The following is a 25771-nucleotide window of genomic DNA, read 5'->3' as shown; positions in this document are numbered from 1 at the left end:
ATTCATCCCCTATAAAATTTCATGAATGTTGTTTAAAATACGCTCGAAACTGTAGAAGTAAAAAGTTGAAAATGAAATAGCACAGAAAAATAAATTTCAATTCAAGCAATCAAGAAAACAAGAAAGGATCGTCCTGTGTGTGTCAATATAGAATGGCCCCGGTGGTCGGTTGACTACCGGGGCATCATCGGGACATAAAAATAACCTACTTGGCGTATGCCTCACCTGTTATTTGTTCGTATTCTTCTGCTGTTAACTTGTTGGCGATTACAAACGTTTTGACATTATCCTGGGTGTAAATACCCATATCATAGTATCGTTTAACAAATTTATACATCTCTCGCACCTCCTACAGTTTGCAGTAACATTAATGCATTAAACTCATCTTGCCGGTTTAAAGCAGCTAATATTTTAACCTGATTTAGTAGCATTTCGGCTTGGATAACATCTTGGTCGGGTATTTCTGGTTCAGATGGCGGGTGCGTCTTTAACCACTCTTGATATGGTATAAATTCGTCTTTTATATCATCATAATAATCATTAATTTGAGGTAATTCGATATAATTATTTGCTTCTAAATTTTTTATATTGTGATTTTGATCTAGAAACTCTTTTGGTAATGGCAAACCCTCTTTTGCTCCACCTATCAGATTTACAAAATTATTTATCACTTGGATATAAGTTGACATAATTCTTCATCTCCTACCACTCTATTATTACAATCCCCGGCCCACCACTGCCACCACCACCACCAAAACCAGCAGCTCCACCAACTCCACCGGCACCAAAAATACTACTTTCACCGGGTGAACCAGGTTTACCCGGTTCACCACAGTTACCACCATTATGAATAGTAGCACCGCCAGGGCCACCGCCAGCACCACCGCTACTATTACTGCCAGAACCACCGCCGCCACCGCCACCACCAGGAGATACTATTAACTTATCCAAATTTGATTTAAAAGAGGTTCCCGTCCCTTTAATCAACGTTTGCAAAGTTCCACTTTGAGTACCGTATATAGTAGTATTGCCATAACCTACTGTTATAGTTAATACTTCGCCAGGGACTACTGTATATTGTTTATTAATTACATATGCCCCACCGGCCCCACCGGCACCACCACCACTAGCATAACCACTAGGCCCACTGCCACCACCGGCACCACCACCACACCAACCAGAACCACCAGAACCACCACCGCCAAAAGGCCCACCACCGCCTCCACCGCCACAACCATAACCGCTGGCGGCACCGCCACCACCACCACCACGGTCGAAACCAGGAGTATTTGAGCCAGCAAACCCATTAGCGCCGGCGGCACAAGCGGTAACAAATATACTAGTTACACCTGATGGTACTGTAAAATTTCCATTTGATGTAAAATGTTTGCAGCCATGCGCATCGTTTAATTGATTTAAAATTATTGATCTAGTTTCGCTATGTTTTGCATTCATATTTATGTTTATACTATCCCTTGCACTAGTAACATCCGCAGGGGTTGCCCTGCTGCTTATTGCCGTGTCCAATCTATCCAAATTTCCAGCCCTTATCGGTGTCCAATAGGATGTAAACATATTGACTGCATACTTAATCAAGCTAAATAATGTCGTACCACCACTGTTGGCTGCGTCTGTTGATGCGCCTAATTTTGTGTTGACTGTGTTGATGTTTGTATTAGCTGCATCCACAGTTGTTTGACTTGCACGACTGCTTACTGTGGTGTCCACTTTGCTATTCACACTGTCTAGGGTGGCTTTATCCGCTAAATTAATTTGGTTTACCATTTATATCACCTCATATACAATTGCGATGGTTTTGCTTCCGTTAACCGTGACCGGCTTAAAGCCGTATTGATACCTCACACTACCATCGGTCATAATATGCGGCATCTCGGCAGCTGTATGGGCCATTATGCTGCCGGCTTGGGCTTCGGTTTTGTCGTTGAGAGCCTTTAGTTGGACGTCTATAATATCGGCGTTGGCATTAAAGTCTTCCACGTTATAAAAATCTTCCTGGCCCGGTTTTCTAAGATTATAATTTGCTGTTTTATCAATCATTAGCTAACCACCTCGTTTCTTAATTGGTCATGGGTATAGGCTTGTAATTGTTCATGAGTATAGGGTGCCAGGGTCAGGTGCTGGTTGTACCTGAGGCTGAGATCAATTACCAGATTCGCCGGCACCACCCTATTTAGCAGCTCACCCACTTCACTAAATTTACCCTTAACCGTCAGTTCCACCCGGACAATCAGGGTGTATTGATCGTTTTTCAATTCCATGGTGTAGCCATCCGCCCCACACAGGGTTTTCAACTGGTGCGCCAGGGTTCCGTAAGTATAGGGGATTTGTTCGTTTAAGCGGGCTAGAATTCGAAACCGCCGCACTTCCAGTGTATCCGCTCCTTTGGGAACAATCTTTAAGATGCTTTCCCATCTCTGAACGCCGTTTTCGGTAGCATCATGGACAAACTGGTCATCCATGGCCTTTGCCAGCGCATCCCATAAAGCAATGCATTCGGGGTTTTCCGCCTCGGCCAGCGCTTTAAACTGCCAGACCTCTTTTAAGATATTGGGCAGGTAGTTTAACAGGTTAATTTCTCTAGACAATCAACTCACCCCTTACGGGTATGCTGTCTGCCTTTAAAATCAGGTTTTCTTCCAGGTCGTTGATGCGGGTCCGGGCAATATCCAGGATACCGGCTAAACCGAGCAGCCGGGTTTCCAATTGGCTGATTCTGACTACCAGGTTGTTGTTATCCGCCCAGGTTTTGGCCAGTTCTAAAAAGTAATCGTCTATGACCGCCTCGGCGTAGGGTTGAACATCCTCCCAGGACCAGCCCTGGTTGCAGGTAATCTGCGTTTGGATCTTAACCGCTTCCGCTGCTGCACCAACCACCGTTACCTTATGTCCAATGGGTACAATGCCATAACCCTGCCCCTGATTGGGCAGCGGGTCAATGACGGCCTGCACGGTATCAATTAGCTCCTGGCTTGGCTGTTGATAGGCGGAAGTGATCAGCACCAGTTTAACGGTGCCGCCGCCGTCCCAAACCGGGTAGACTTTTACCCCGCCAATACCGGCGATGGCGTTCACCTTTTCCTTATAGTCTGTAATGTTGCCGCCAAAAGCCTGGGACATGAGGCTGTTATAATATCTAGCCCGTAAATGCTCGGTCTCTTCTTCATCTTCTCCCGGGATTAGCAGCTCCGTCAGTTCGGCACGGCTTAATCCGTCAATATAGTCAATGGGTATCAGCGTGCCGAAATGCCGGTTCCCTTCACTGCCGGTGCTTTCACATTGCACTTTATATTCACCGTCGGTGATTTTTTCTGTGGCGGTATAGTTCAGATGGTCCATGCTGAATCTTGACCCGATGGGCACGTCGATATTAAATTCCGCCTTTAATATGGCTTTGGTTGCAGCGCTGGGTATGATTCCCCGCTCCGCTGCCCGTTTAATTAAATATTGCCGGCCCGCTGTATCGGCAAAGGTTTCATTTAGGATTACATCCAGTTCAATATACATTTGCGTCAATTCTGCCGCTGCAGGGGCTAAGGCATCGTAAAGGATGCTGCCCTCACGTTTATCCACATTGCCGGGCACCCTACCCAGCATTCTTTGCAAAATGCTTTCATAGGTCATGCTTTCATACATTACATTCTCACCACCTTTTCCGCTTCCACATCCCCAAACAGCGTATGAACCGTAAAGGTAACCCGTACGGTTCCTCTGTCAACCGCAAAAGAAAAAGCATCCACACTTTGGATGCGATCATCCTGGGTTAATGCTTCACTGATTCGTCTTTTTAATTCCGGGTAAATATAGGCCGGGGCTTCACCAAATAAATCGGTTATTTCAATGCCGTAGCGCCAGGAGTAGATTAAATACTCGTAGCGTTCGGTGTTTAAGATCTTATAGATAGCTTGTTTCATGGCTTCCAGTCCGTCGGTAAACCCGGCAATGGTCTGGTTCTGGATATTGAACCGGTACGTTCTGGTTGGTTGTTCCAGGATTTTAAAGTCCTGCCTTAAATCATCTGCAATCTTTGGAATCATCTCATCACCAGCCGATCCAGTACAATGTATTTCTGCCCACCGGGCAACTGCAGCAAAATGACTTCTTCCCCTGTTTTCAGCCCGTTGTGTACGGTATATTTCTTTCTGCCCCGATAGGCGTGCCGGTGTGTGCTGTCAAAAGACGCTACCCCCGCGTCCGGGTGACTGTGAGAGGTTTTGAGGTCATCGTCCGCTTCAGTGAAATGTTCTACGGTCATTTCCACCGTGTAGTCCCTGACATTATCCGTCAACAGCAAATGGGCCGCTTCCAGAGTCAGCTTCTGCTCAACATTAATTTTTAACGGCGTTACTCCAACCACTGTCCCAAAGACAACACCCGTTGGTTTTGTTTCGTTGACTGCCTCAACGGCCGCTTTTTTCATGAGCTCTACGATGCTAGGCAATAAAATCCCCTCCCCTTAGGGTCAAATCCATCCGGTGTTCATTTTCGTAAAAAACGTGCTTTACCTTTTCTACCAGCATGTAGTTTTGAACCAATTGATCCCCAAGATTTAAAATGATGCCGACACCGGTTCCTCCTCTAACCCGCGCATCTCCCAAAGCGTTGGCAATGCTCAGGGTTCTGGTTTTACGGTTATATAACTCCAGTAAGGCATTGGCTTTAGCCTTGGCGTTGGTGGTCTCCCGGATATTTTCAAAGTACTGCAGCATTCCCCAGCGATTTATATTTTCTCCGTGCTCGGCAATATAAATATCCCGCCTACCGGTTTGCCCATTATCATAAGAAAGCTTAATCCTGTTGTAAGTCTCGCCGTCAATGGAGGATTGGTAGCTGAAATTTTCACCGGTTTCTTGATCGATTAAAAGATCAAGCTTCATGGATTCCATATTTTTTAAAGTCAATTTGCCAAAGTCGTCATACAGCACGTAGATTTTCTTTTTGTTTTGCAGGGTTAAGTCCAGGGCGTTTTGGATGATGTCAAAAAGGGTTTTATTCTCTTCAATTCTGTTAACAATGGTGTACCCGGTATCTTCAATGGTTCCCACCTGCAGCCTAAAGTCGGCGGCCAATCTCTTGATCAGACCGCTGGCCGTATCGGTATACTGGTAGGTGTCTTTGTTCTTCAAATATCTTAGCTGATCATAGGCCGTGACCTGGATGGTATTGCTTTTATCCCGCTTCTTGGCAAATACAAACCCTTGGAAAATATCGGCCCCATTCACCCTCAGCCGGACTAGATTTCCCTCTTGAAAATCGATGAGTCCTTCTTTCAGTACCGTAAAGGTAAGTTTCCCCGGCATGCCTTTTCTTGCTGTCTCCCAGTTGATGCCTTCTTCTATGAGCGGGGCGTATTCTATATTGCCATTTTGGATGGTTAGCCCTACATTAGCCAAGCTCGACCACCTGCCCCGGATAAATCAGGTTTGGATTGCTGATTTGGTTTAGTTTAGCGATTTCCACATATTTCCCGCCATCCCCAAGCTCTTTTTTACAAATCGCCCACAGGGTGTCTCCGGATTGAACGGTGTAGGTTTTGGCCGGTTCTTTCCGGCTTTCCCTGGTGTTTTCGGTTGTCACCAGCACTTCTCCACCGTCTGTTTCCGTGAAGGTGGCAATCTTCGGGGTAAATTTTTTATACTCTTTCAGTTCAATGCCTACGAGCAAATCCAGGCCGTTTTGAGCGTCCTCAATCATGCTGTAGCTTTCCAATGATACCAGCAGGCTGATGTCATCCATAAAGAGGGCTTTACCGCCAGGCGTTAACCGGGAAACGGTAAAGGAAAAATATTGTTTTTTGTTTTTTAATTCCCAGAGCTTATTTAAAAAGAGATTGGCCGATTGAAGTTTTGCCCCAAAGGGGTATTGCACCCGGGGTATAATGGCTTCAAAGCTAATCTCCTTCAGACCGGGTAGCTTAAGAATGTTAATTTCGCCGTCATTGATCAGGTTCATGGTTTTATTTTGGCTGGGTGTCTTTATTTGCAGTTTAGAGGGGGTAATGGGCAGTTGCATATTATCCAGGTAAAAGGAATACATTAGCTATGCACCCCCTCAGCCGCAATTTCCATGGTTTCCTGCACCTTTTCGGTCAAATAGGTAACCACGCCGTCCATATCCATGGAACTGTTAATGGTATTGTTATTGACCATATCTACCTTGATTTCCGCTGTGGTAAAGCGGTTGATGACTTCTTGCTCCGCCAGGTCGCGCATGTATTTTAGGTCTTCTTCGCCCACTTCCATGGAATTCTTCATGGCCGCGGTGTTGACGGCAGTAGCGGCTATATTTTCCGGTAAATTGTCATTGTTTAGCCCCCCGCCACCTGTAATGGCATCTAAATTAAACCTATCCGACATGCCCTTCCCCCAATCATAGCCGGCGCTAAAATCATCCACAACAGACCTCATTTCCATACGCGGGACGGTCTTATAGCCCTCCGGCATCTCGCCAATCCAGCTCTTCATTTTTCCCTGCAGGGAGGTGATTGATCCGGCCAGGTTGGATCCAAATACTTTGTCCATAGCCTCGGCGATTTTACTTAAAAGCGTCAACACATTGTTGGCTAAATTAAAAAATAACCTTTGAACGCTGTAGACCGGTTCGGTAAAAACATTGGCAAAGAACTCAATAAAAGCAGCCCATCCATTCCAGATATAGGCAATTATATTGTAAAGAATGGAGCCTAAAGCTGCAAATACTCCAGCAATAATGCCTGTTGCGGAAATACTTGTGCCGGCAAATTGATTTACTGCCGCAACCACGGCATAAAGAATGGCCACCAAGGCGATAATCCCCAGTATAATCCAGGTAATTGGGCAGGCCAGCAACGCGGCATTTAATCCGTATTGTTCTACCATGGCCAAAAAAGTTGCTCCCGCCTCCATTTTAAGGGCCGCTTCATGGGCCTTTGACGCCAAGGTTGCAATGCCCTTCATAAAGGCCTGTCCCGCCAGTATTCCGTTGGTAATCTGAGCAACCAGATTATATGCCGCTACCGCCCCAACAACTCCCCATATAACCGGTTCAATGATTTGCCAGTGATCCGCAGCAAAACCTGCCGCTGCACCTGCTATTTCAGAAAAGGGCTTGGATACATTGATTCCAGCTATTTTTTCTAAAAACCCGGCTATATTTTGTACATTGGACCTTAACTCACCTGCCATATCTACTATTGTGTTTATTTGTCCGGCAAAAACAGCCAGTTCCGCATTGTTGGCCAAGGCCTCTTTCATCTGCGTATCCAATGCAGTTGCCGCTGGTTCCATCGTTGGCAGGGAATGACTCATAAAAGGACTTGCCCCTGTTTGAAGCATCGGGTGGGAGGAGTTTATAGCCCTCTTCATGCCTGCCATTGCCCCAAGGACGGTTCCCGCTTGCGCAAATTTCTGCAGTAAACTCTCTGCGGCGTTTCTACCATTTTGAATCTCTTCGTTTAGCAGTCTTTGGGCTTCCTTTGCTTGTCCGATCCCATCTCCCAGCTCATTAAATGCCGCTGTTGTTCCGGTCACATCCACTCTCACTCTTTGGATATTATCGGAATCCATCGCCGTGCGCACGACGGATTGCAGCGACTCAAAGCAGCGTATAGTCTTATTTACGGATTGGTTCACCGCTCTCAGCATCTGTGACATGCCGGCTGTCATTTGCATGGCCGTTCTCATTGTAGCCATTTTTTCACCACCTTTATAGAAGAAAGGGGATGTTAAAAAGCATCCCCTTATCGCTTCCTTGTTCTTCCGGCTTTTTCCGCCTCTTTCTTTTCTTTTTCGGTTTTGATTTGCACGGCTGCAATAATAAAGGCTTTTTCCTGTCTGTCCAAAGCCAGATATTGACTTGGCAGCAGGCGCAACTTATGAAGGCAATAGTAGGCCATATTGGCTTCATAATCGCCCTCCTGGATTAGTTTTTTGCTTCATCCACCATCTCTTCCATGGTAACTTCAAAACCGTTGATCTCCTGGATTTTAGTTAGATAATCGGCGTATTCACCGGGTTTAAGCATGGCTTTTAAAAGGGTATCCGCCCCCATGACACCGTAGCTGTTCTGCAATTCCGCGTCATTTAAATTTGGAAACACTGTGCATTGGGCCGCCAGCCTGCCAAGGTATTGGTTATAGTCGGTTTCCGGGGTATAGATGTTTCTTTTGCCCGGCACCGGAACTTTTCGGGTGCAGGCTTTTCGGATGGCTTCGTCTTCCTCTGAGGTAATACTGCAGATTTCCCATTCGATGGGCTTTTTATTTTCATCCAGAAATCTTTGGGAGGCAATATATTTCATGTTGCCGGACTGGACGGCATTTTGCCTTAAGAAAGCGCTTAATTTACTCATTGCAATCCCCTTTACCTTTTATTTCATACCTGCAATCATTTTAAATTTTTCAGGCATTTCCCAATCTTCAAAGGTGAAATCCATGGTTTCATCCAGATACTCCGCATCGGCGTCAAACTTGGTGAGTATACCCCCATTGGCATTGCAGTCTTTTAGGATAATGGTCTGCCTGCCCACACTGGAAGTGGGGTCTTCATTGGTTACCTGAATATCAAAATAAAAATCTTCTCCGGTGTTTTTATACCGGTATAAAAGCTCCCGGAAAATAGCGGTATTGTAATGAAAGGTTGCGGACCCGGTTCCCTTCCAGCCGGTGGTTTTATTGCCTTTGCCGGTTTTACCCAAAATAGGTACTTCGCTCTTGGTTTTTTCAATGCTGGCCTCCAGATTGATGGCCTGCATAAAATTGTATCTGTTGCCTTCGATGGTCACAAAGCATTCCGCCAGCGATGCGCTGACCGAGTCTTTGGCGTGCATCATTTGCATGTGTAACCCTCCTTTGTTATTGGACAACCACGGTCATATAAAGTTTGGTCATGGCATTGACCGGTGTTACGGTATTGGTAACCACCACGGATTTTTTATCATTCCCCTTCTCAACAAGGATGTCTTCAGGGACAAAATCCTCAATGGCCTGAATCCTTTCCAGTTCCTTATGGTAGCTAACCACATCATTCCAAAAAGAAATTCTTCCGGCCTGATTATTGGGTACGTTGCCAAGGTACTTTGTGTTGAACAATACCGCAATGTCATTGGCAATTTGGTCCAGCACCCGCACGGTTTGATTGCTGCTGAAGTCGTTGTTTTTATCCGGGGTAACGGATATAAAGGTATTAATATCTTCCAGCACCCGGATCTTGTCGCCCACTTTGTGCAGCATAAATTTGCCGGTCTTGATGCCTGCCTCCAGCTCACTTTGTTTGTAATTCACATCCACCGCAAATTCCCCGTCATATACCTTGTTGGTATTGCTCTTGTTGACTTCGCATCCTGCGGCAATGCCGGTCACCCAGTAAACCAAAGAGGCCGGGTTGGCATGGTCCGTCACTTTGTTCTGCAGGCTGATCACGCCTTCATCATCAGCCGCCCCTCGATAAACAACGGTCTGGAACTTTACGCCCACTTCATCCCGCATGCGCTTAGTAAACTGCTGATAGAGATTTATCACGGTAGCAGTTGTAGATAAGCAGCCAAGGGTGTTAAAAGTATAAGATTCGATTTTATCCAGAAAAGTCTGGTATTCTGCGCCGGTTACCTCAGCGGCATTGCTGCCCCCGGTCAGCGGTGTTGCCGCCGTTGGCGCCAGTTCTGCCGAATCATTCCAAAGCACAAAATCATTGTCCACTAACTCCGTGACAGCCGCAACGGTCTGAACCTCAACCTGGGTTGTATCCAGCATGGTAATGACATCGTATTGGGAGGGGTCATCCACATTGGTCTGAATAATGATTTTAAGGTCATTGCCCCGGGTGCCGCTGTACTTGGCGGTAGCGTAAACGCAGGATGCCTTTTCCCCGGAGTTCAGCCGGTAAAAGTGGCCGGTACGAATATTTTTAAATAAATCCCGCAAACCTTTTAGCTTGTCGCTGCTATAATCATAGCCAAAAATTTTTAGGGATTCCTTTTGAAAATCCCCTGCTTCCACGGTGAATATCTCACCATCAACCCCCCAGTCCAGTTCCAGGGCCATTGCCGCGTAACCCCTGTCGCTCAGCGTTGCCGACGCTCTGGAAGCGCTGACGAAGTTGATATAGGTTCCGGGTAATACTTTGTTTTGGGTTAGGAAAGTCCCGCCACCTAGTGCCATAGTTAGTTCACCTTACCTTCCATAAATTTTTTTAACAATGCATCCACTTGCTCCAAGCTGTAGAGAGTGTCATCCTCCAACAGTACACGAACTAAATCCTTTCTGTCGGTGTACTTCTGGCAGAGCAATATTTGTTTCTTGGTAAACGTCTTTTTTTCCAGCTCTTTGTTGGCAGTCATTTTTAGATCTATCATCAAATCACCCTTTCACCGTACCATGGATTGTTAATTCTCCCATTGTTTCATCCGGTTCCATTTGTTTCAGAACAAACAGGTTGTACTCCACATAGAAATGCAATATTCCGTCAAGCACCTGATGGTGCATTTTGGTTCCGGCCAGCAGATGGCCATCCGTCGTGATGTATGCCAGCACTTCCTTTAAGCTGTCGGCTACATCATTGATTTCCCTTTGCTTGTCCGGTCCTTGAGGGTAATAATGAATGTCAAAGGGATGCTTTTTAAAATATCTCCTTCCGATAACCGGTTGTTGGCTAGGGCTTAAAACAGCAATAAAAAAACAAGGCGCTGTCACTCCTTGTTCCTCCGTATCGCTGTAAATGGTAAATTCATCACCAAATGCCTGGCCTAGTTTGAACCCAATGGCATCTACAATTTTATTGAGCATAAAACCTCCCCCTGCCGTATCTTACTACCATGACCTCCTTAAACTGCAAAAATTCTTCTCGCTCTACCTGATACCAGCGGTCTCTATCACCTCCTTTCATTTGAAAAACAAAAAGATTATTTATTCACCGCCGAGTTGCCTTACTTGTTCATTTGAAGTAAAAAACCGCCACTGGGGCGGTTGATATTTTTACTAATATCATTTTATCTTATTGCTGCTCAAAAACCAGGACATTAAAAGGACATGAGGTGAATTCCTTTTCCTTTTTCGCATTTCTTTGGATAGACTATTTAACCTTTTTCAAACTCTCCGTGCGATTGTCCAGCATGCCAATATCTTTAGCAAATTCGTTTAATGTCATCTTGATAAACCGAATGTCTGCTTTAATTTCCTCTTGTCCTTGTTCCAGTTTCGCTTGACTTTGGTTCAAACCAGAGATATCGGCTCTGATTTCTTCTTGACTCTGTTTCAAACCAGAGATATCGACTCTGATTTCTTCTTGACTCTGTTTCAAACCAGAGATATCGACTCTGATTTCTTCTTGACTCTGTTTCAAACCAGAGATATCGACTCTGATTTCTTCTTGACTCTGTTTTAATCCAGAAATATCGGTTTTAATTTCCTCTTGCCCTTGTTTTAAGCCAGAGACGTCAGCTTGCATTTGAGTTAGGATCTGTAAAATCTTTTCTTCATTGTTCATGGGTAATTCCTTTCATCGAAGAGATAACCATTTGATACCCAAATAATACCATGAACAAAAAATGATGTAAATGACAATCCTTGTTGGATTCGTTCCATATAAAAGGGAGAACTGCCTCAAATTCTGATAAACCGCTGCCGTCGGATTAATGAATTGATATATTCGTCCTCCACCAGAACCAAGCCACCGGCTTCGCACAGCAAGCGATACTCATTGTACCAATTATCCCGCCACGCTCCCATAAACAGGAACGGAAGCCAAAGGGCACTCATTAGCCCAAAACGCGGCTTGCTCCAGTCCACAAGAATAAACTGCCCTTCCGGTTTTAAGACACGGGCAGTCTCCAGAATCGCACCCCGCCTCACGGCGGGCGGTGTTTCATGCAGGGCCAGGGAAGTGATCACCGCATCAAAGTATTGATCCTCAAAAATAAGCTCATCCATGGAACAATTGATAAACTGAAAAGTGCACGGGACTTCCTGGGTCTTGACCCGGGCATAACTCAGTTGATCTTCCGCTATATCAACGCCATAGAACACAGAAGAACGATCTGCCCTTTCAGCAAGGGCAATACTTAAGGATCCCGTCCCGCAACCCAATTCCAGCACCCTAGACCCCGGCGGAAGCTGAAGATCTCCGATGGCTTTTTGATAATAGGTCTGACTCATAAGCATAAGTGAAACCCATCGATCATAAGCAGCCCCACCGATTCTTCCGTTAAACTTCCTTCCCTTTTCCGTCACCATGTCACCCCGCCCCCCGTGATTCTCCATATATCCATAGATGAATAACCTAAACCGTCTCTACTAGATAACTCTTATATAAATCATGCAAAATTAATATTGATAATCATTATCATTACTTTATGCAAGTTTACCATTTTTTAGCTTAGTGGACAATAGGGTTTTACTTTTTATAAATTTTTGTACAAACTCCCGATGCTAAAAATGTACCAACAAAACACAAATTTCGAGAAAAGCAACAAAAAAGCTGAAGTCCGTTAGACTTCAGCATAAAATAAATCAAAACATGCCTATTCTTATCTCACATTTTATCAATAATGGCAGTTGCCATCTCGCTGGTGGTGGTTTTTCCGCCTAAATCAAAGGTCCGGTGTTTTCCTTCCTCCAGAACCTTGATCAAAGCTTCTTCTATCTTTGCAGCAGCCTTGTATTCTTGCAAATGCTTCAGCATCATGACGCCGGATAAAATAATGGCCAGTGGATTGGCCTGATTTAGGCCCGCCAACTGGGGGGCGCTGCCGTGAACCGCTTCGAATACGGCACATTCCAGACCAATGTTGGCCCCGGGCGCAACACCTAGACCTCCTACCAGGCCGGCACAGAGATCCGAGACGATATCGCCATACAGATTGGGCAGCACCAGTACGTCGTACTGCTCCGGTTCCTGCACCAGTTTCATACACATGGCGTCCACAATGATCTCCTCGTAAGTTATCTGGGGATATTCTTCCGCCACCGTCCGGACGCTTTCCAGAAACAGACCGTCCGACAGCTTCATAATATTGGCCTTATGCACTGCCGTCACCTTGCTGCGGCCCTGCTTTTGGGCTATGTCAAAAGCAAAGCGGGCAATGCGCCGGGAGGCCTCCCGGGTGATAATTTTAATGCTTTCAGCGGCGTCCCGGCCCACCCGGTGCTCCACCCCGGCGTACAGGTCCTCGGTGTTTTCCCGCACAATCAATAAATCCGTATCCTGGTAGCGGCTTTTAATTCCGGGCAGATTGCGGGCCGGACGCAGGTTGGCATAGAGGTCCAGTTCCTGCCGCAGGGTGACATTGACGCTGCGGAAACCCTTCCCCACTGGAGTGGTAATAGGTCCCTTGAGAGCCACTTTATTTTTACGGATGGATTCCAAAACGGAATCCGGTAGGGGTTTGCCGTATTTCTCAATGACCGCTTCCCCTGCCTCCACGGTTTCCCAAGTGATGGGAACCCCGGCGGCTTCAATCACCCGTCGGGCGGCCTCGGTAATTTCCGGGCCAATGCCGTCTCCGGGAATCAATGTAATGGTATGGGCCATTGGCTAAACCCCCTGGTCAAAGTTAAAACCACCGTGTTTACGGAAATGGGGAGCCAGTCCGCCGTCGTTTAAAATGGTAATCATTACTTTAGGCAATGGCTTAACGGTAATTTTAATATCCTTGGTTTTGTTAATGATGACGCCGCCGGCCAAGTCAATATCCAGCAGGTCCCCGGCGTCAATCAGGTCGGTATCGCATTCGATGACCGGCAGGCCGGTGTTGATGGCATTCCGGTAAAATATACGGGCAAAGGATTTGGCCAGAACAGCGCCGATATTGGCGTGTTTAATAGCTAAGGGCGCCTGCTCCCTGGAGGAACCGCAGCCGAAATTGCTGCCCGCAACAATGAAGTCCCCGGGGGTTACTTTGCTGTAAAAATCAGGGTCCAGATCTTCCATCACGTGTTTGGCCAGTTCGTTCATGTCCAGGGTTTTAAATTTATATTTCCCTGAAATAATGTAGTCGGTATTCACATCGTTGCCAAATTTATGGCATTTCCCTTGATATTTCATTGGCTTCACCTACTTTACAAATTGTCTGGGGTCGGTTATGACTCCGGTTAGTGCCGATGCAGCCACCGTAGCCGGTGAAGCCAGATAAATCTCGGCATTGCTGTTGCCCATCCGTCCTTTAAAGTTACGGTTGGCCGTTGAAATAACTTTTTCGCCGTCCGAGGGAACCCCGTTATGGGTACCCACACAGGGCCCGCAGCCGGGAGTTACGACGGCCGCTCCGGCCTCTACCAATTTCTGAAGGGTGCCCTCGTTCATGGCGTCCAGATAAATCTTCCGGGAGGCCGGGGCTACAATCAGCCTTACATCAGAATGAATTTTTTTACCTTCCAGGATGGAAGCGGCGATGCGCAGGTCTTCCAAACGGCCGTTAGTACAGGTGCCGATCACCGCCTGCTGCACCGGTGTTCCCAGGACTTCAGAAATGGGAGACACGTTGTCCACCCGGTGGGGTTTGGCTACCTGGGGTTCCAGTTGGGAAACATCGAATTCCAGAACCCGCTGATAACGCGCGTCCGGATCGCTGGCAACCGCCTGGAATTGGCGGTCGGTATGCTGCTTTAGCCACTCAAAGGTTTTGTGGTCCGCTTCCATCAGACCGGCTTTAGCACCCATTTCAATGGCCATGTTGGACACGGTAAAACGGCCTTCCATGGATAAATCAGTGATGGCTTCGCCGGTATATTCCGCGGCCATATAGGTGCAGCCGTCCGCGGTAACCTGCCCCATTAAATAAAGAATCAGATCCTTGGCATAGATTCCTTTGGGCAGGGTCCCGTTGCAAACAAATTTAACTGTTTCCGGAACTTTGAACCACATTTTCCCGGAAATTAACCCTCCGGCCAGGTCTGTTGAACCTACCCCGGTGGAGAAAGCGTTCAGGGCACCGTAGGTGCAGGTATGGCTGTCGGCCCCGATAACCAGGCTCCCGGGTCCTACTTTACCACTTTCAGGAATTAACTGGTGACAAACACCCTCTCCGATGTCATACATCCGGCAGCCTTTGCTTTTGGCAAATTCCCGCATAAGCTTATGCAGGGCGGAGACTCCTTCCAAAGGGCTGGGGGAACTGTGGTCAATCACCAGGGCCACCTTGTCCGGATTAAAGAGTTCCTTACCATCCATATTTTCAAAGGCCCGTATGGCCAGGGGCGAGGTGCCGTCCTGACCCATAACGAAATCAACCTGGGCCACCACAATGTCGCCGGCCGTGCATTCCTGCCCGCTATGGGCAGAGAGTATTTTTTCGATGATGGTCTTCCCCAACTTAATCCCTCTTTCCAAAATGGTCTTCATAGATGTAAACGAGTTCCTTGTCAAATAGGGACCGTTTCAGGGACACGGCCGCGGAACGAATCTTGGGCAGCAGTTCTTCAGCCTCCTCCTTGGCTAAATCAATGCCATATTCGGCAAACTTCATCCGCAGGGAAGCGGTTCCGGAATGCTTGCCAATGACGATCTGGCGTTCCAAGCCTACTTCTTCGGGCTGGAAGGCTTCATAAGTTTTGGGGTTTTTAATGGCGCCATCCGCATGAATACCGGATTCATGGGCAAACATATTGGAGCCCACAATGGCTTTGCTGCAATGCAGTTCCCGGCCGGAGGCCCTGGATACATACTCCGCCACTTCACGAAAGATCTCGGTCTTAAAGCTCAGGTCAATATCATAGAGGTGCTTGAGGGCCATAACTACTTCTTCCAGAGGAGAGTTTCCGGCCCGTTCGCCCAGCCCCATAATGGTCACGCCTACCCAGTTGGCCCCTGCCCGGACACCGGCCAGAGCATTGGCGGTGGCCATGCCGAAATCGTTGTGGGTATGCATTTCAACTTCAAGATCCACCGCTTCTTTTAATGCCTTAATTCGCTCATAGGTAGTGAAGGGTTCCAGAATTCCCACGGTATCGCAATAGCGCAAGCGGTCCGCCCCGGCCTGCTTGGCCGCCTTGGCAAACTCAATTAAAAAGTTCATGTCACTTCTGGAGGCATCCTCGGCGTTAACGGAAATGTACATGCCTTCTTTTTTGGCAAATTCCGTTGCCCGGACCATGTGCTCAACCACCCATTCGCGGCTGGTTTTTAACTTGTGCTTAATGTGAATATCCGAAGTAGAAATGGATATCGCCACGGCATCCACACCACATTTCAGGGAAGCCTCGATATCCTTTAAAACAGGCCGGTTCCAGCCCATGACGCTGGCTTTTAAACCCAACTGGCATATTTGCTTAATGGCTTCCTGTTCGTCCCCACCCATAACAGGAACGCCCGCTTCTATTTGATCGACACCCATTTCATCTAAAAAGCTTGCAATACGAACCTTCTCGCGGTTGGCAAACACGACGCCGGCGGTTTGTTCGCCATCACGCAGGGTTGTATCCACAATCCATATTTTTCTCTTCTCCATAACCGAACCTCCTTGTTCAAATACCTATACTTCTATATGTTATCACATTCTGCTGCTCGATTACATGGATAAACCGCCCTTATACTGTATACTTGATTATAGTCTTAATTTTGTTAATTATCTCTACATATCTCGTTATATCTCAAAATCAATATTGAGCAAATATTGTTCATCATCTTATTTGGACACTTGTTTCTTCGATGTCTTATTATTAAAACAAAATCTTCGTCATATCTTTTTAAAGCCTTTTGACTCATGACATGGAGAAAGAGCTGTTTAAAAACTCAAAGGAGAACATTTCCACTCAATGAGATGGAAATATTCTCCTGATAAAGTCTCAGCTTATTCTCATGGCTATTGGAGCTTTTCTTTGAGCAGCTTGTTCACCAGTTCGGGGTTGGCCTTACCTTTGGTGGCTCGCATCACCTGCCCCACCAGAAAGCCAATGGCCTTTTCCTTGCCCGCCCGGAAATCCTCCACCGATTTGGGATTAGCGGCAATGACCTCGTCCACTACCGCCGCAATGGCTCCCTCATCGGAAATCTGTACCAGACCCTTTTCCTGGACAACGGCCTCGGGGTCCTTGCCGGAGGCAAACATTTCTTCAAAAACGGTTTTGGCAATTTTTCCGCTAATGGTTCCCTTATCGATTAACTTAAGCAGGCTGGCCAATTGGGCCGGCTTAATTTTGCACTGGACGATTTCCATACCCCCGGCATTCAGCAGACGGGACATTTCACCCATCATCCAGTTGCTGACCGCTTTGGGGTTATCGTACTGCTGGATGGTTTGCTCAAAGAAATCGGACATTTCTTTGGTTAAGGTCAGAATGCCGGCATCGTAGACAGGCAGACCAAACTCCTGTACATAACGGGCCCGGCGCTGGTCCGGCAGCTCCGGCAGGGATTGCCGGATAAAATCGATCCATTGGGGATCCAGCACCAAGGGCACCAGATCCGGGTCCGGAAAATAGCGGTAATCGTGGGCCTGTTCCTTGCTGCGCATAGATAAGGTGATGCCCCTGGCTTCGTCCCAGGTCCGGGTTTCCTGAACCACCTGGCCGCCGGATTCCAGAACACCGATTTGGCGCTCCACTTCGTAGGCCAGGGCCCTCTGCAGGGCGCGGAAAGAGTTCATGTTTTTAATCTCGCTTTTGGTACCCAGCTCCTTTTGTCCCACCGGGCGGACAGAAATGTTGGCGTCACAACGCAGGCTGCCCTCTTCCATGCGGCAGTCGGAAACTCCGGTGTACTGGATGACGGCCCTCAGTTTTTCAGCATAGGCCCGGGCTTCCTCCGGCGATCTCATGTCCGGTTCCGACACAATTTCAATTAAGGGTACCCCGGCACGGTTATAATCCACCAGGGAATAAGGAGTGGTCATAATGTTTCCCTGGTGCACCAGTTTTCCCGCATCCTCTTCCATGTGCAGCCGGGTAATCCCAATGCGTTTCTCCTGACCGTCGACCTCAATATCCAAATAGCCCTGCTCGGCAATGGGCAAATCATACTGGGAGATCTGGTAGTTTTTTGTCAGATCGGGATAGTAGTAATTTTTACGGTCAAACTTAGAAAAGTTGGCAATGCTGCAATTTAAGGCCAGTCCGGCCCGCACCGCATATTCCACCACCTTTTTATTCAACACCGGCAGGGTTCCGGGAAGTCCCAGGCAGACGGGACATACATGGGTATTGGGATCTCCTCCGAACTCGGTGGTAGAGTTGCAGAATATTTTTGTATTGGTTTTTAATTCTACGTGAACTTCAATTCCGATAATGGTTTCATATTGTGTCATCCGCGTCACCCCCCTTATAATTCCGGTGCTATCCGGGTCCAGCCGGTATTTTGCTCCAGGGTGTAGGCTGCCCTAAGCAGCGTTCCTTCATCAAAGGCCCGGCCCATGAACTGCAGGCCCACCGGCAGGTTGTTCACCAGCCCGCAGGGGATGGAGACGGCAGGAATGCCGGCCAGGTTTACAGGAATGGTGCAAATGTCCTGTAAATACATTTGGATGGGATCGTTCACCATCTCGCCAATTTTAAAGGCCGTACTGGGAGAGGCGGGACTTAACAGCAGATCGTATTTTTCAAAGGCCCGGTCAAAATCTCTCTTAATCAGGGTGCGTACTTTGAGGGCTTTCAGGTAATAGGCATCGTAGTAGCCCGCCGACAAAGAGTAGGTCCCCAGCATAATCCGGCGCTTTACTTCGGTGCCAAAACCCTGGCTGCGGCTGCGCATGAACATGTCCACCACATCCTCGGCATCCTCCACCCGCAGACCATAACGAACCCCGTCATAACGGGCCAGGTTGGAACTGGCCTCGGCGGTGGCAATCAGGTAGTAGGCCGGCATGGCGTAATCGGTGTGGGGCATGCTGGTTTCTTCCACCCAGGCGCCCAACTCCGTTAGTTTGCCCATGGCCTCCTTCATGCGTTCCTTTACCCCGGGGTCAATGCCGTCGGCCATATATTCCCGGGGCACGCCGATTTTCAGTCCTTTAATATCGTTAACCAGAAATTGGGTATAGTCCGACTGCTGTACATTGGCCGAGGTGCTGTCCATGGGATCGTGGCCGCAAATCACATTGAGCATCTGGGCCATATCCGTTACATCCCGGGTAAAGGGACCAATCTGATCCAGAGAAGAGGCAAAAGCCACCAAGCCGTAACGGGAAACGGCGCCGTAGGTGGGCTTTAAACCAACCACACCGCAAAAGGAAGCCGGCTGCCGGATGGAACCACCGGTATCTGAGCCCAGGGAGATAATGGCTTCCCCTGCGGCCACGGCGGAGGCGGACCCGCCGCTGGAACCGCCGGGAACCCGCTCCAGGTCCCAGGGGTTACGGGTCAGTTGAAATCCGGAATTTTCCGTGGAGGAACCCATGGCAAACTCATCCATGTTGGTCTTGCCTGCCATTACCATACCGGCACGGTGAACCTTTTCCACCACCGTGGCGGTGTAGGGGGGAACAAAATTGTACAATATTTTGGAGGCGCAGGTGGTGCGGACCCCTTCAGTGCACATATTATCTTTGATGGCTACGGGAATCCCCTCTAGGGGGCCGATCTTTTCCCCGGAGGCAATTTTGCGGTCTACTTCTTCCGCCTTTTCTATGGCCTGGTCCCGGGTAATGGTCAGATAGGATTTTACTTTTTCTTCAACCTGATCCACCCGTTTAAACACCGATGAGGCAATTTCAACGGCGGATATTTCTTTTTTCTGCAGCTTATCATGAAGCTCGTGGGCAGTTAACTGGCAGAGATCCAAAACCTTTCCCTCCTGTTAGTCTTAGTGGTATTCCTCTGGGGTCTCGTTGTTACCTTATCCGTATTCCTTTTGTGTCCAGTTGTTAGACTCTTGGGCATTCTCCGGGGTCCAGTCGATGTAAAATCTTTAATAGCTGCACCCAAGAAGAATACCCCTAAAACGAGCAACTAGACCCAAAAGCAATACCTTGGAGTCTAGCAACAGGACTTATAAGCAGTATTCAACAGGCGGACTAAACGATTTTCGGGACTTTAAAGAAGTTCTCATCCCGGTCCGGCGCGTTGCTCAACGCCTTCTCAGGATCTATGTGCTCACCAACCCGGTCTTCCCTGAAAACATTTTGCAGGGACAGTACATGGGCGGTAGGGGGCACATTTTCCGTATCCAGTTCCTGCAGGGCTTTGGCCGCATCCAGTATTTTATTCAACTGTTGGGTATACAACTCTTTTTCTTCTTCGGTGAGTTCCAAACGGCCTAAAAGGGCCACGTGTTCCACATCTTGCTTGCTAATCAACCGGTACACCTGCCTTTATTCAAAAACTGACAATATTATACCAGAGTTTTCTAAGACCGTGCAAGTTAACCACCTATTCAACATTTTTCTTAAAGGAATTGATTTTTCCATCCCATTGCGGGTATTCTAAAAATAGGATTTTTCTAGTCTTAAAGGGAGGTTACCTCATGCATGTAAAAAAATTCATCAGCACCGACCAGGCCCCTGCAGCCATCGGTCCCTATTCCCAGGCCATCAGTTTTGGCCCTTTGCTTTTTACCTCGGGGCAAATTCCCATTGACCCGGCCACCGGAAAAATTGTTACCGGGAACATTCAGGCTCAAGCCCGTCAGTGCCTGGAGAATGTCAAGGCCATTCTGGGGGCCGCCGGGATCGGCATGGAGCAGGTGGTGAAGGCCACGGTTTTTGTGAAAGACATGCAGGATTTTGAAAAAATTAATGAAGTTTACGGAGAATATTTTCCCTGCCCCGCCCCGGCCCGCTCCCTGGTAGAGGTATCCCGCCTGCCCCGGGATGTGGGCATTGAAATTGAAGTGATCGCAGCTCAAGGACACGGACATGGTCACGGCCAAGGGTCCTCTTCCGGCGGGGGTTGCGGTTGTGGAGGAGAAAGATAGTTGTTACTTAAAAGGACATGCCGGTTGGCATGTCCTCCCATTATAGCTTTTGTATCTCCAGCACCCTTTCGTAAAAAGGTTCTCCGATATAGGTGATTTTCACCTTATCGCCTACATCAATATCGCTGATTTCGTCTCCATCCTTATCAATCAATCTTCCCGAACTCCAACCGTAGAATTGATCCGGTACATATTTACTGCTGCTTCTTTTTCCTACCAGTTGGAGTTTTCTATCTAGAGAACTAATCTCACCGGTGATCGTCTTAGTATCCAGAATGTTTACGGACTTTACTGTCCCTCCGGGAGTTAGTCCCAATTTAAGATACTGGTTTTCCTTTAATTTTTTCAGCAGATCCTTTTTAGTTTTGCTTTTAGATTTATCATCGGTAACCTCGGCATCCCAGGCCACGGGGTAATCCACTTCCTGACTAATGGAGTTCTTTACTGTCATGATGACCGGTTCACCTTCAGCCAGGCGAAGATAGCTGACGTACACCTCTTGTTGGGCCGGTGTAAAATTCCTGCGTTCCAAAAATTCCACATAGGCTGCTTTTTTCTTGGTATCCAGAAGAATTTCCACCCGGTAGTTGACCGCTTGCTGCAGATCCATAGCCGTTCCCTGCCAGTACCCCTTGCAGTTGGCATTGGCGTTAACCTTCTGGATTCCGTTCAAGGAATTCAATTCGATTTCCAGTCCGTTTTTAGCCGCTGTAACCTTGGAGACCCAACCGGTGAGCTTGCGTTTGGGGTCTAGGTGAATCCAGCCCTGATCATAAAGCTTGGCCAGAATGGCGGCCATTTCGCCCCGGGAAACACGCCCGGCAGGACGGAAACTGCCGTCGTTATAGCCCGACATTAAGCCGTTTTTACTGACCGCCTGCACGTCCGTCCGATTATCTTCCGGTATATTTTGCGTATCCGTAAAGGTCCCTTGGCTTCCGGAAGCGGTGAAATAAAAAGCTCTGGCCAGCACAGAAGCCAGTTCTGCCCGGGTAATGGGGCGGTCATATTGAAAGTTTTTTAACATGCCTTCCGGAAGAAACTTTTGCTGCACCGCAAAATCCAGGTAATCCTGACCCCAGGGTACCGGATACAGGCTGGGGGAAGCATTTTTTTGCTTTTTCATCTTGGCGATCTGTTCCCCGTAATTGGCTCCGTCCAAAACCATGGTAAGGGCTTCCAGACAGTTGACCGGCTGATCGGGACGGTAGGTGTTGTCCGGAAAACCTGTAACATAGCCAATGGCATAGATTTTTTCAATGGATTGTTTGGCCCAGTGGCCGGAGAGATCGGTAAAATCCACAGCGGCTCCGGTGGCGGGCGCGCCGTAGGCCCAGCAGGACGGAAGGAAAAAAGTCAGGACCAGGACAGGCAGGAGCAGCCTTTTAAAGGAAAATTGCATCTTATCCCTCCTTATGAATATCCACAAATTTAAAGATCGTTCCCTTGTCGGAGTAAATTAAAAGCTCGCCGTTTTTCAACAGGATGGGCGCCCTGGAGAAAGAATCTTTGTCGTCTTTCCCGGTATCCACCATAAAACCCCCGTCCTTATGCATTTCCTGGCTGACGGTTTTGTCCACCTCTTTGTCCCAAATGACTCTTCCTGCAAAGCTGACGCAAAAGATTCTTCCATCGGTGCTTCCGGCGTAAATCCTCTTTTTGCTATCGTCAACGGCGGCTCCCGAAGACACGTTCAGCAGGGGCAAATTCCAGTCCAATAAGCCGGTTTGATCATCCAGGCAAAACAAACGGCTGTTGGCAGTGAAGAATATCTTTCCTTCCGTTGAAAAACTGACTGCCGTAATGTCGTCGGCCTTCACCGAGTAATTCCAGATTTCCTTACCGGTTTCCGGGTTCAGGCAGCGAACCCTTCCATAGTCCCTGTCCCCCAAGCTGGCAGGGTTGGTGACCACCAGCAGATTGCCGTCCGGGGCAAAAGTCAGGCGAATGTTTTTAAGTTTGCCCCACCCCTGGTGCCAAACCCGGTCGCCTTCCGGGTCCAGGGCGCTTAAACTGTAGGTGCCGGCGGCATCCTTGAGGCTCACATAGACATACCGGTCGTTCCCCAGGCAGGCCGCCACGTTATCCTCGTCGGAGTAACGCCACTGATAGTTTTTCTTTGGCTCCAAAGCGTAAATCCCGTCGGCCACTCCAAAATAAATCAGTTCACCGGGCCCGGTGGAAACCACGCCGCTGCTTTTGGTTCCTTTAGGTTTGGGGTAAACCCGGTAAACCCAGGTTAAACTCCCGTTGGGTTTCATTTGTTGAATCCCTTCGGTGCCGGTGGCATAAATGGTTTGTTCCTGCACCAGCAAAGGTTCCGTGATTTTACCCCCCACATCCGCTTTTCTTTCCCACAGCTTGACGCCCCGGTTTACATCATAGCATAAAATTTTGTTGCCTACCGGGCAGTACAATAAACCGTTATCCGTCAGGGTCGGATCCGCCGACAGCTTGCCGGATTTCTCCTGCATCCATTTCAGTTCACCGTATGGGTCAAACCGTCCGGCAGCCTCCGCCCGCCCGGTCAGAACTAAAAGCAGTAACGTGATTACCAGCAAAGATTTCATGATTCGCATGCTCTACAGCCCTCCCTACATATGAACATCCTATACAATAGGAATTCTTTCCCAAGCAATGATTTCCTTTTTATTTATCGGACACCCTTTTCAATCCTTTAAGAAAAATGAGGCCCATACAAAAAGAACCCCAGAATGATTCCTATCGCACAACCTGTTTTTTTCCTAAAATAATAGAACACGGATTTACGGATTTCCATTGATTCTTACGGATTTTTAATTCTAAATAAAATCCGCGCAAATCCGCATAATCCGTTAAATCCGCATTCTATTATTGGGGGGTCTTCATAAGTTGGTTGCCACATTCCATCAGGAAGAGAACCGATTTAACAGGGCCACAAAATCCGCTTCATTCAAAAGGACAACACCCAGTTGCAGGGCCTTTTCCTGCTTAGAACCGGGATTTTCTCCCACAACCACGTAATCGGTTTTTTTGCTGACACTGCCGGATACCTTGCCGCCCCGTTCTTCGATGGCTTTTTGGGCCTCTTGGCGGCTAAATCCTTCCAGAGTGCCGGTCACCACAAAGGTTTTGCCGGATAAGGGCAGTTCTCCGGCATCCCGGTGCTCTTTTTCCCCTTCCATGTTCACTCCGGCAGCAGCCAGCCTTTGAATTAAATCCAAGTTCTCGGCTTTGGAAAAGTAATCCACAATACTGCCGGCAATTTTTACCCCGATTTCCGGAATCTCCGTTAACTCCTCAAGAGTTGCTTCCATTAAAGCTTTCATGGACCCAAACCGGCGGGCCAGTATTTTGGCCGCCCGGTCACCCACGTGCCGGATGCCCAGGCCGAAGAGCAGTTGGGCCAGGGTATTTTTTTTGCTGGCTTCAACGGCTTCCAAAAGGTTCTGGGAAGAACGGGCGCCCATGCGTTCCAGACAGATTAAGTCCTCATATTGCAGGCGGTAAAGGTCCGCCGGGTCCCGGACCAGCCCCTCCCGGATGAGCTGGGTGACAATGCTTTCTCCCAAGCCCAGGATGTCCATGGCGCCCCGGGAAACAAAGTGGATAACCCCCTCCCGGGAAATGGCCGGACAGTTCCGGTTGCTGCAGCGACAGGCCGCTTCCCCCTCCATTCGCACCACCGGGGCATGGCATTCCGGACAGGTGGTGGGCATGACAAAGGGCTTTTCCTCTCCGGTTCGCTCCTCCGGATAGACCCGGACCACCTCGGGAATAATGTCCCCGGCTTTTTGGATCAGGGCTTTGTCCCCGATACGGATATCCTTTTGCCGGACAATGTCCTCGTTATGCAGGGTGGCCTTGCTGACAGTGGTTCCCGCCAACTGCACCGGCTCCAGAATGGCGCTGGGCGTCAGAACCCCGGTGCGTCCTACCCGGACGGTAATGTCCCGTATGGTGCTGACTGCCTGCTCTGCGGGAAATTTATAGGCAATGGCCCAGCGGGGACTCTTTAAGGTGGCTCCCAGGCGCTGCTGCTGCTGCAGAGAATTGACCTTGATCACCAGGCCGTCAATGGCGTAGGGCAGATCAAAGCGCTTTTCCTGCCAGCGGCGGCAGTACTCCAGAACTTCCTCCATATCTTCGCAGACTTTATGCTGGGAATTTACCCGGAAGCCCAGTTCCCTCAGCCAGGCCAGTCCCCGGGCATGGCTGCCGGGATCCGGCCCTTCCAGGTAACCGATGGCATACATGAAAGCGCTCAGATTCCGTGAGGCTGTGATCCGGGTGTCCAACTGCCGCAGGCTGCCCGCCGCCGCGTTCCGGGGGTTGGCAAACAAGGCCTCTCCGGCCTCTTCTCTCATTTCATTTAACTTAACAAAGGAATCTTTGGGCATAAAAGCCTCCCCCCGCACCTCCAAAAAGGGAATGTCTTCCTTTAAGCGCAGGGGTATGGCCTTAACGGTACGCAGGTTGGCGGTAATATCTTCTCCAAACTCGCCGTCTCCCCGGGTAGTGCCCCGGATAAAAATTCCCTTTTCATACCACAGAGAAATGGCCAGCCCGTCAATCTTGAGTTCCACCACATACTCCACTTCCTCGCCGTCCAGACCCGAACGAACCCGGCGGTCGAATTCTTTCAAGTCCTGCTCGCCAAAGGCATTGCCCAGGCTTAGCATGGGAATTCTGTGAGGAACCGAAGCAAATCCCTTTTGAACCTGTCCTCCCACCCGCTGGCTGGGAGAATCGGAGGTCACCCATTCCGGATTTTCCGCTTCCAGCCGCAGCAACTCCTGCATCAGCCGGTCATACTGGTCATCGGTAATGGTGGGCTGGTCCAATACATAATATTGATAGTTGTGCTGATTGATTTCCCGGCGCAGTTCCTCCAGCCGGTTTTTTATCCGCTGGGTTCCATCGGACATATTTATGACCTCCTAAATTTGAGGAGTATAAGC

Annotated in this window: 31 protein-coding genes; 2 read left to right on the top strand and 29 right to left on the bottom strand. The window is 48.5% G+C overall.

From position 1 onward, the window contains the following. Positions 1 to 205: 205 nt before the first annotated feature. The 12 genes from DESRU_RS20235 to DESRU_RS19815 all read right to left on the bottom strand — a co-directional run bounded on the left by DESRU_RS20235 (position 206) and on the right by DESRU_RS19815 (position 7688). The gene (locus DESRU_RS20235) at positions 206 to 337 is read right to left on the bottom strand and encodes an XkdX family protein (protein WP_013841373.1); all 132 of its coding nucleotides are present in this window, start codon (positions 335 to 337) and stop codon (positions 206 to 208) included. Further along, positions 330 to 689, bottom strand: coding sequence for a hypothetical protein (locus DESRU_RS06780; RefSeq protein ID WP_013841372.1), 360 nt, complete (start codon positions 687 to 689; stop codon positions 330 to 332). Before DESRU_RS06780 ends, DESRU_RS20235 begins: the two co-directional genes overlap by 8 nt. Positions 690 to 716: 27 nt before the next feature. After that, positions 717 to 926: a hypothetical protein gene (locus DESRU_RS20755; RefSeq protein WP_187290617.1), complete on the bottom strand. Its 210-nt coding sequence runs from the start codon at positions 924 to 926 to the stop codon at positions 717 to 719. 162 nt (positions 927 to 1088) lie between these two features. Further along, positions 1089 to 1322 (bottom strand): hypothetical protein, encoded by a 234-nt coding sequence (locus DESRU_RS21105; RefSeq protein ID WP_207635962.1) that lies wholly within the window; start codon positions 1320 to 1322, stop codon positions 1089 to 1091. Between the two features lie 463 nt (positions 1323 to 1785). Then, entirely contained in the window at positions 1786 to 2058 is a 273-nt protein-coding gene (locus DESRU_RS06765) for a hypothetical protein (RefSeq protein WP_013841370.1), read from the bottom strand. Next, positions 2058 to 2606 (bottom strand): putative phage tail protein, encoded by a 549-nt coding sequence (locus DESRU_RS06760; protein ID WP_013841369.1) that lies wholly within the window; start codon positions 2604 to 2606, stop codon positions 2058 to 2060. Before DESRU_RS06760 ends, DESRU_RS06765 begins: the two co-directional genes overlap by 1 nt. Continuing rightward, entirely contained in the window at positions 2599 to 3654 is a 1056-nt protein-coding gene (locus DESRU_RS06755) for a baseplate J/gp47 family protein (RefSeq protein ID WP_013841368.1), read from the bottom strand. Before DESRU_RS06755 ends, DESRU_RS06760 begins: the two co-directional genes overlap by 8 nt. Further along, entirely contained in the window at positions 3654 to 4055 is a 402-nt protein-coding gene (locus tag DESRU_RS06750) for a DUF2634 domain-containing protein (RefSeq protein ID WP_013841367.1), read from the bottom strand. The genes DESRU_RS06755 and DESRU_RS06750 overlap by 1 nt, the downstream gene beginning before the upstream one ends. Beyond that, positions 4052 to 4459, bottom strand: coding sequence for a DUF2577 domain-containing protein (locus DESRU_RS06745; RefSeq protein ID WP_013841366.1), 408 nt, complete (start codon positions 4457 to 4459; stop codon positions 4052 to 4054). Before DESRU_RS06745 ends, DESRU_RS06750 begins: the two co-directional genes overlap by 4 nt. Continuing rightward, positions 4452 to 5411, bottom strand: a complete 960-nt coding sequence (locus DESRU_RS06740; RefSeq protein ID WP_013841365.1) for an XkdQ/YqbQ family protein — start codon at positions 5409 to 5411, stop codon at positions 4452 to 4454. Before DESRU_RS06740 ends, DESRU_RS06745 begins: the two co-directional genes overlap by 8 nt. Further along, on the bottom strand, positions 5404 to 6054 hold the full coding sequence (locus DESRU_RS06735; protein ID WP_013841364.1) for a LysM peptidoglycan-binding domain-containing protein: 651 nt from the start codon (positions 6052 to 6054) through the stop codon (positions 5404 to 5406). The genes DESRU_RS06740 and DESRU_RS06735 overlap by 8 nt, the downstream gene beginning before the upstream one ends. Further along, on the bottom strand, positions 6054 to 7688 hold the full coding sequence (locus tag DESRU_RS19815; RefSeq protein WP_013841363.1) for a hypothetical protein: 1635 nt from the start codon (positions 7686 to 7688) through the stop codon (positions 6054 to 6056). Before DESRU_RS19815 ends, DESRU_RS06735 begins: the two co-directional genes overlap by 1 nt. Before the next feature lie 29 nt (positions 7689 to 7717). Here DESRU_RS19815 and DESRU_RS20750 point away from each other — a divergent pair, with 29 nt between their 5' ends. Further along, complete coding sequence (locus tag DESRU_RS20750; protein WP_187290616.1) at positions 7718 to 7921, top strand: hypothetical protein; 204 nt, start codon at positions 7718 to 7720, stop codon at positions 7919 to 7921. Here the strand turns inward: DESRU_RS20750 and DESRU_RS06725 are convergent. The 14 genes from DESRU_RS06725 to gatC form a co-directional block, all read right to left on the bottom strand. Next, positions 7918 to 8346 carry a phage tail assembly chaperone gene (locus DESRU_RS06725; protein WP_013841362.1) on the bottom strand — a complete coding sequence of 143 codons (429 nt, stop codon included), beginning with the start codon at positions 8344 to 8346 and terminating at the stop codon, positions 7918 to 7920. The genes DESRU_RS20750 and DESRU_RS06725 overlap by 4 nt on opposite strands. Positions 8347 to 8364: 18 nt before the next feature. Continuing rightward, a complete protein-coding gene (locus DESRU_RS06720; RefSeq protein ID WP_013841361.1) occupies positions 8365 to 8832 on the bottom strand; it encodes a phage tail tube protein in 468 nt (155 codons plus the stop codon). A gap of 16 nt (positions 8833 to 8848) precedes the next feature. Next, positions 8849 to 10153, bottom strand: coding sequence for a phage tail sheath family protein (locus DESRU_RS06715; protein ID WP_013841360.1), 1305 nt, complete (start codon positions 10151 to 10153; stop codon positions 8849 to 8851). Between the two features lie 2 nt (positions 10154 to 10155). Then, positions 10156 to 10347: a hypothetical protein gene (locus DESRU_RS06710; protein ID WP_013841359.1), complete on the bottom strand. Its 192-nt coding sequence runs from the start codon at positions 10345 to 10347 to the stop codon at positions 10156 to 10158. A gap of 4 nt (positions 10348 to 10351) precedes the next feature. Further along, positions 10352 to 10777: a phage tail terminator family protein gene (locus DESRU_RS06705; RefSeq protein WP_013841358.1), complete on the bottom strand. Its 426-nt coding sequence runs from the start codon at positions 10775 to 10777 to the stop codon at positions 10352 to 10354. A gap of 286 nt (positions 10778 to 11063) precedes the next feature. Then, the gene (locus DESRU_RS19810) at positions 11064 to 11477 is read right to left on the bottom strand and encodes a hypothetical protein (protein WP_013841357.1); all 414 of its coding nucleotides are present in this window, start codon (positions 11475 to 11477) and stop codon (positions 11064 to 11066) included. Between the two features lie 116 nt (positions 11478 to 11593). Then, on the bottom strand, positions 11594 to 12223 hold the full coding sequence (locus DESRU_RS06695) for a class I SAM-dependent methyltransferase (RefSeq protein WP_013841356.1): 630 nt from the start codon (positions 12221 to 12223) through the stop codon (positions 11594 to 11596). A 298-nt stretch (positions 12224 to 12521) separates the two neighbouring features. Then, positions 12522 to 13520 carry an isocitrate dehydrogenase (NAD(+)) gene (locus tag DESRU_RS06690; protein ID WP_013841355.1) on the bottom strand — a complete coding sequence of 333 codons (999 nt, stop codon included), beginning with the start codon at positions 13518 to 13520 and terminating at the stop codon, positions 12522 to 12524. Positions 13521 to 13523: 3 nt separating this feature from the next. Continuing rightward, complete coding sequence (locus DESRU_RS06685) at positions 13524 to 14033, bottom strand: 3-isopropylmalate dehydratase small subunit (protein WP_013841354.1); 510 nt, start codon at positions 14031 to 14033, stop codon at positions 13524 to 13526. Between the two features lie 9 nt (positions 14034 to 14042). Further along, positions 14043 to 15329 carry a 3-isopropylmalate dehydratase large subunit gene (locus DESRU_RS06680; RefSeq protein ID WP_041275329.1) on the bottom strand — a complete coding sequence of 429 codons (1287 nt, stop codon included), beginning with the start codon at positions 15327 to 15329 and terminating at the stop codon, positions 14043 to 14045. Further along, positions 15301 to 16434: a homocitrate synthase gene (nifV, locus tag DESRU_RS06675; RefSeq protein WP_013841352.1), complete on the bottom strand. Its 1134-nt coding sequence runs from the start codon at positions 16432 to 16434 to the stop codon at positions 15301 to 15303. The genes DESRU_RS06680 and nifV overlap by 29 nt, the downstream gene beginning before the upstream one ends. A gap of 354 nt (positions 16435 to 16788) precedes the next feature. Then, on the bottom strand, positions 16789 to 18228 hold the full coding sequence (gene gatB / locus DESRU_RS06670; protein ID WP_013841351.1) for an Asp-tRNA(Asn)/Glu-tRNA(Gln) amidotransferase subunit GatB: 1440 nt from the start codon (positions 18226 to 18228) through the stop codon (positions 16789 to 16791). A gap of 14 nt (positions 18229 to 18242) precedes the next feature. Next, complete coding sequence (gatA, locus tag DESRU_RS06665; RefSeq protein WP_013841350.1) at positions 18243 to 19700, bottom strand: Asp-tRNA(Asn)/Glu-tRNA(Gln) amidotransferase subunit GatA; 1458 nt, start codon at positions 19698 to 19700, stop codon at positions 18243 to 18245. A 232-nt stretch (positions 19701 to 19932) separates the two neighbouring features. After that, positions 19933 to 20214 carry an Asp-tRNA(Asn)/Glu-tRNA(Gln) amidotransferase subunit GatC gene (gatC, locus tag DESRU_RS06660; protein WP_013841349.1) on the bottom strand — a complete coding sequence of 94 codons (282 nt, stop codon included), beginning with the start codon at positions 20212 to 20214 and terminating at the stop codon, positions 19933 to 19935. 167 nt (positions 20215 to 20381) lie between these two features. Between gatC and DESRU_RS06655 the strand changes: the two genes are divergently transcribed. Next, positions 20382 to 20831, top strand: coding sequence for a RidA family protein (locus DESRU_RS06655; protein ID WP_013841348.1), 450 nt, complete (start codon positions 20382 to 20384; stop codon positions 20829 to 20831). A 40-nt stretch (positions 20832 to 20871) separates the two neighbouring features. Here DESRU_RS06655 and DESRU_RS06650 read toward each other — a convergent pair whose 3' ends face one another. From DESRU_RS06650 to ligA, 3 genes are all read right to left on the bottom strand, one after another. Next, positions 20872 to 22233, bottom strand: coding sequence for an S-layer homology domain-containing protein (locus DESRU_RS06650; RefSeq protein ID WP_013841347.1), 1362 nt, complete (start codon positions 22231 to 22233; stop codon positions 20872 to 20874). Between the two features lies 1 nt (position 22234). Continuing rightward, the gene (locus DESRU_RS06645; protein WP_013841346.1) at positions 22235 to 23410 is read right to left on the bottom strand and encodes an outer membrane protein assembly factor BamB family protein; all 1176 of its coding nucleotides are present in this window, start codon (positions 23408 to 23410) and stop codon (positions 22235 to 22237) included. 309 nt (positions 23411 to 23719) lie between these two features. Beyond that, on the bottom strand, positions 23720 to 25738 hold the full coding sequence (gene ligA, locus DESRU_RS06640) for an NAD-dependent DNA ligase LigA (protein ID WP_013841345.1): 2019 nt from the start codon (positions 25736 to 25738) through the stop codon (positions 23720 to 23722). Positions 25739 to 25771: the final 33 nt, after the last annotated feature.

Origin of the sequence: Desulforamulus ruminis DSM 2154 (genome assembly GCF_000215085.1) — a bacterium.
Taxonomy (GTDB): Bacteria; Bacillota; Desulfotomaculia; order Desulfotomaculales; family Desulfotomaculaceae; genus Desulfotomaculum; species Desulfotomaculum ruminis.
The sequence above is the reverse complement of the archived record's forward strand: the minus strand, read 5'-3'. Positions and strand labels throughout refer to the sequence as shown.

What these genes read in the sequence shown, in the direction of transcription:
- DESRU_RS06655 (WP_013841348.1), top strand. Translation starts at nt 20,382, where the DNA reads ATGCATGTAAAAAAATTCATCAGCACCGACCAGGCCCCTGCAGCCATC.
- DESRU_RS06765 (WP_013841370.1), bottom strand. Translation starts at nt 2,058, where the DNA reads ATGATTGATAAAACAGCAAATTATAATCTTAGAAAACCGGGCCAGGAA.
- DESRU_RS20235 (WP_013841373.1), bottom strand. Translation starts at nt 337, where the DNA reads ATGTATAAATTTGTTAAACGATACTATGATATGGGTATTTACACCCAG.
- DESRU_RS19810 (WP_013841357.1), bottom strand. Translation starts at nt 11,477, where the DNA reads ATGAACAATGAAGAAAAGATTTTACAGATCCTAACTCAAATGCAAGCT.
- DESRU_RS06685 (WP_013841354.1), bottom strand. Translation starts at nt 14,033, where the DNA reads ATGAAATATCAAGGGAAATGCCATAAATTTGGCAACGATGTGAATACC.
- nifV (WP_013841352.1), bottom strand. Translation starts at nt 16,434, where the DNA reads ATGGAGAAGAGAAAAATATGGATTGTGGATACAACCCTGCGTGATGGC.
- gatB (WP_013841351.1), bottom strand. Translation starts at nt 18,228, where the DNA reads ATGACACAATATGAAACCATTATCGGAATTGAAGTTCACGTAGAATTA.
- DESRU_RS06705 (WP_013841358.1), bottom strand. Translation starts at nt 10,777, where the DNA reads ATGCTCAATAAAATTGTAGATGCCATTGGGTTCAAACTAGGCCAGGCA.
- DESRU_RS06650 (WP_013841347.1), bottom strand. Translation starts at nt 22,233, where the DNA reads ATGCAATTTTCCTTTAAAAGGCTGCTCCTGCCTGTCCTGGTCCTGACT.
- DESRU_RS06645 (WP_013841346.1), bottom strand. Translation starts at nt 23,410, where the DNA reads ATGCGAATCATGAAATCTTTGCTGGTAATCACGTTACTGCTTTTAGTT.
- DESRU_RS06690 (WP_013841355.1), bottom strand. Translation starts at nt 13,520, where the DNA reads ATGGCCCATACCATTACATTGATTCCCGGAGACGGCATTGGCCCGGAA.
- ligA (WP_013841345.1), bottom strand. Translation starts at nt 25,738, where the DNA reads ATGTCCGATGGAACCCAGCGGATAAAAAACCGGCTGGAGGAACTGCGC.
- DESRU_RS06735 (WP_013841364.1), bottom strand. Translation starts at nt 6,054, where the DNA reads ATGTATTCCTTTTACCTGGATAATATGCAACTGCCCATTACCCCCTCT.
- DESRU_RS06720 (WP_013841361.1), bottom strand. Translation starts at nt 8,832, where the DNA reads ATGCAAATGATGCACGCCAAAGACTCGGTCAGCGCATCGCTGGCGGAA.
- DESRU_RS20750 (WP_187290616.1), top strand. Translation starts at nt 7,718, where the DNA reads ATGTTAAAAAGCATCCCCTTATCGCTTCCTTGTTCTTCCGGCTTTTTC.
- DESRU_RS06715 (WP_013841360.1), bottom strand. Translation starts at nt 10,153, where the DNA reads ATGGCACTAGGTGGCGGGACTTTCCTAACCCAAAACAAAGTATTACCC.
- DESRU_RS06680 (WP_041275329.1), bottom strand. Translation starts at nt 15,329, where the DNA reads ATGAAGACCATTTTGGAAAGAGGGATTAAGTTGGGGAAGACCATCATC.
- DESRU_RS19815 (WP_013841363.1), bottom strand. Translation starts at nt 7,688, where the DNA reads ATGGCTACAATGAGAACGGCCATGCAAATGACAGCCGGCATGTCACAG.
- DESRU_RS06750 (WP_013841367.1), bottom strand. Translation starts at nt 4,055, where the DNA reads ATGATTCCAAAGATTGCAGATGATTTAAGGCAGGACTTTAAAATCCTG.
- DESRU_RS06695 (WP_013841356.1), bottom strand. Translation starts at nt 12,223, where the DNA reads ATGGTGACGGAAAAGGGAAGGAAGTTTAACGGAAGAATCGGTGGGGCT.
- DESRU_RS06780 (WP_013841372.1), bottom strand. Translation starts at nt 689, where the DNA reads ATGTCAACTTATATCCAAGTGATAAATAATTTTGTAAATCTGATAGGT.
- DESRU_RS06755 (WP_013841368.1), bottom strand. Translation starts at nt 3,654, where the DNA reads ATGTATGAAAGCATGACCTATGAAAGCATTTTGCAAAGAATGCTGGGT.
- DESRU_RS06725 (WP_013841362.1), bottom strand. Translation starts at nt 8,346, where the DNA reads ATGAGTAAATTAAGCGCTTTCTTAAGGCAAAATGCCGTCCAGTCCGGC.
- DESRU_RS06710 (WP_013841359.1), bottom strand. Translation starts at nt 10,347, where the DNA reads ATGATAGATCTAAAAATGACTGCCAACAAAGAGCTGGAAAAAAAGACG.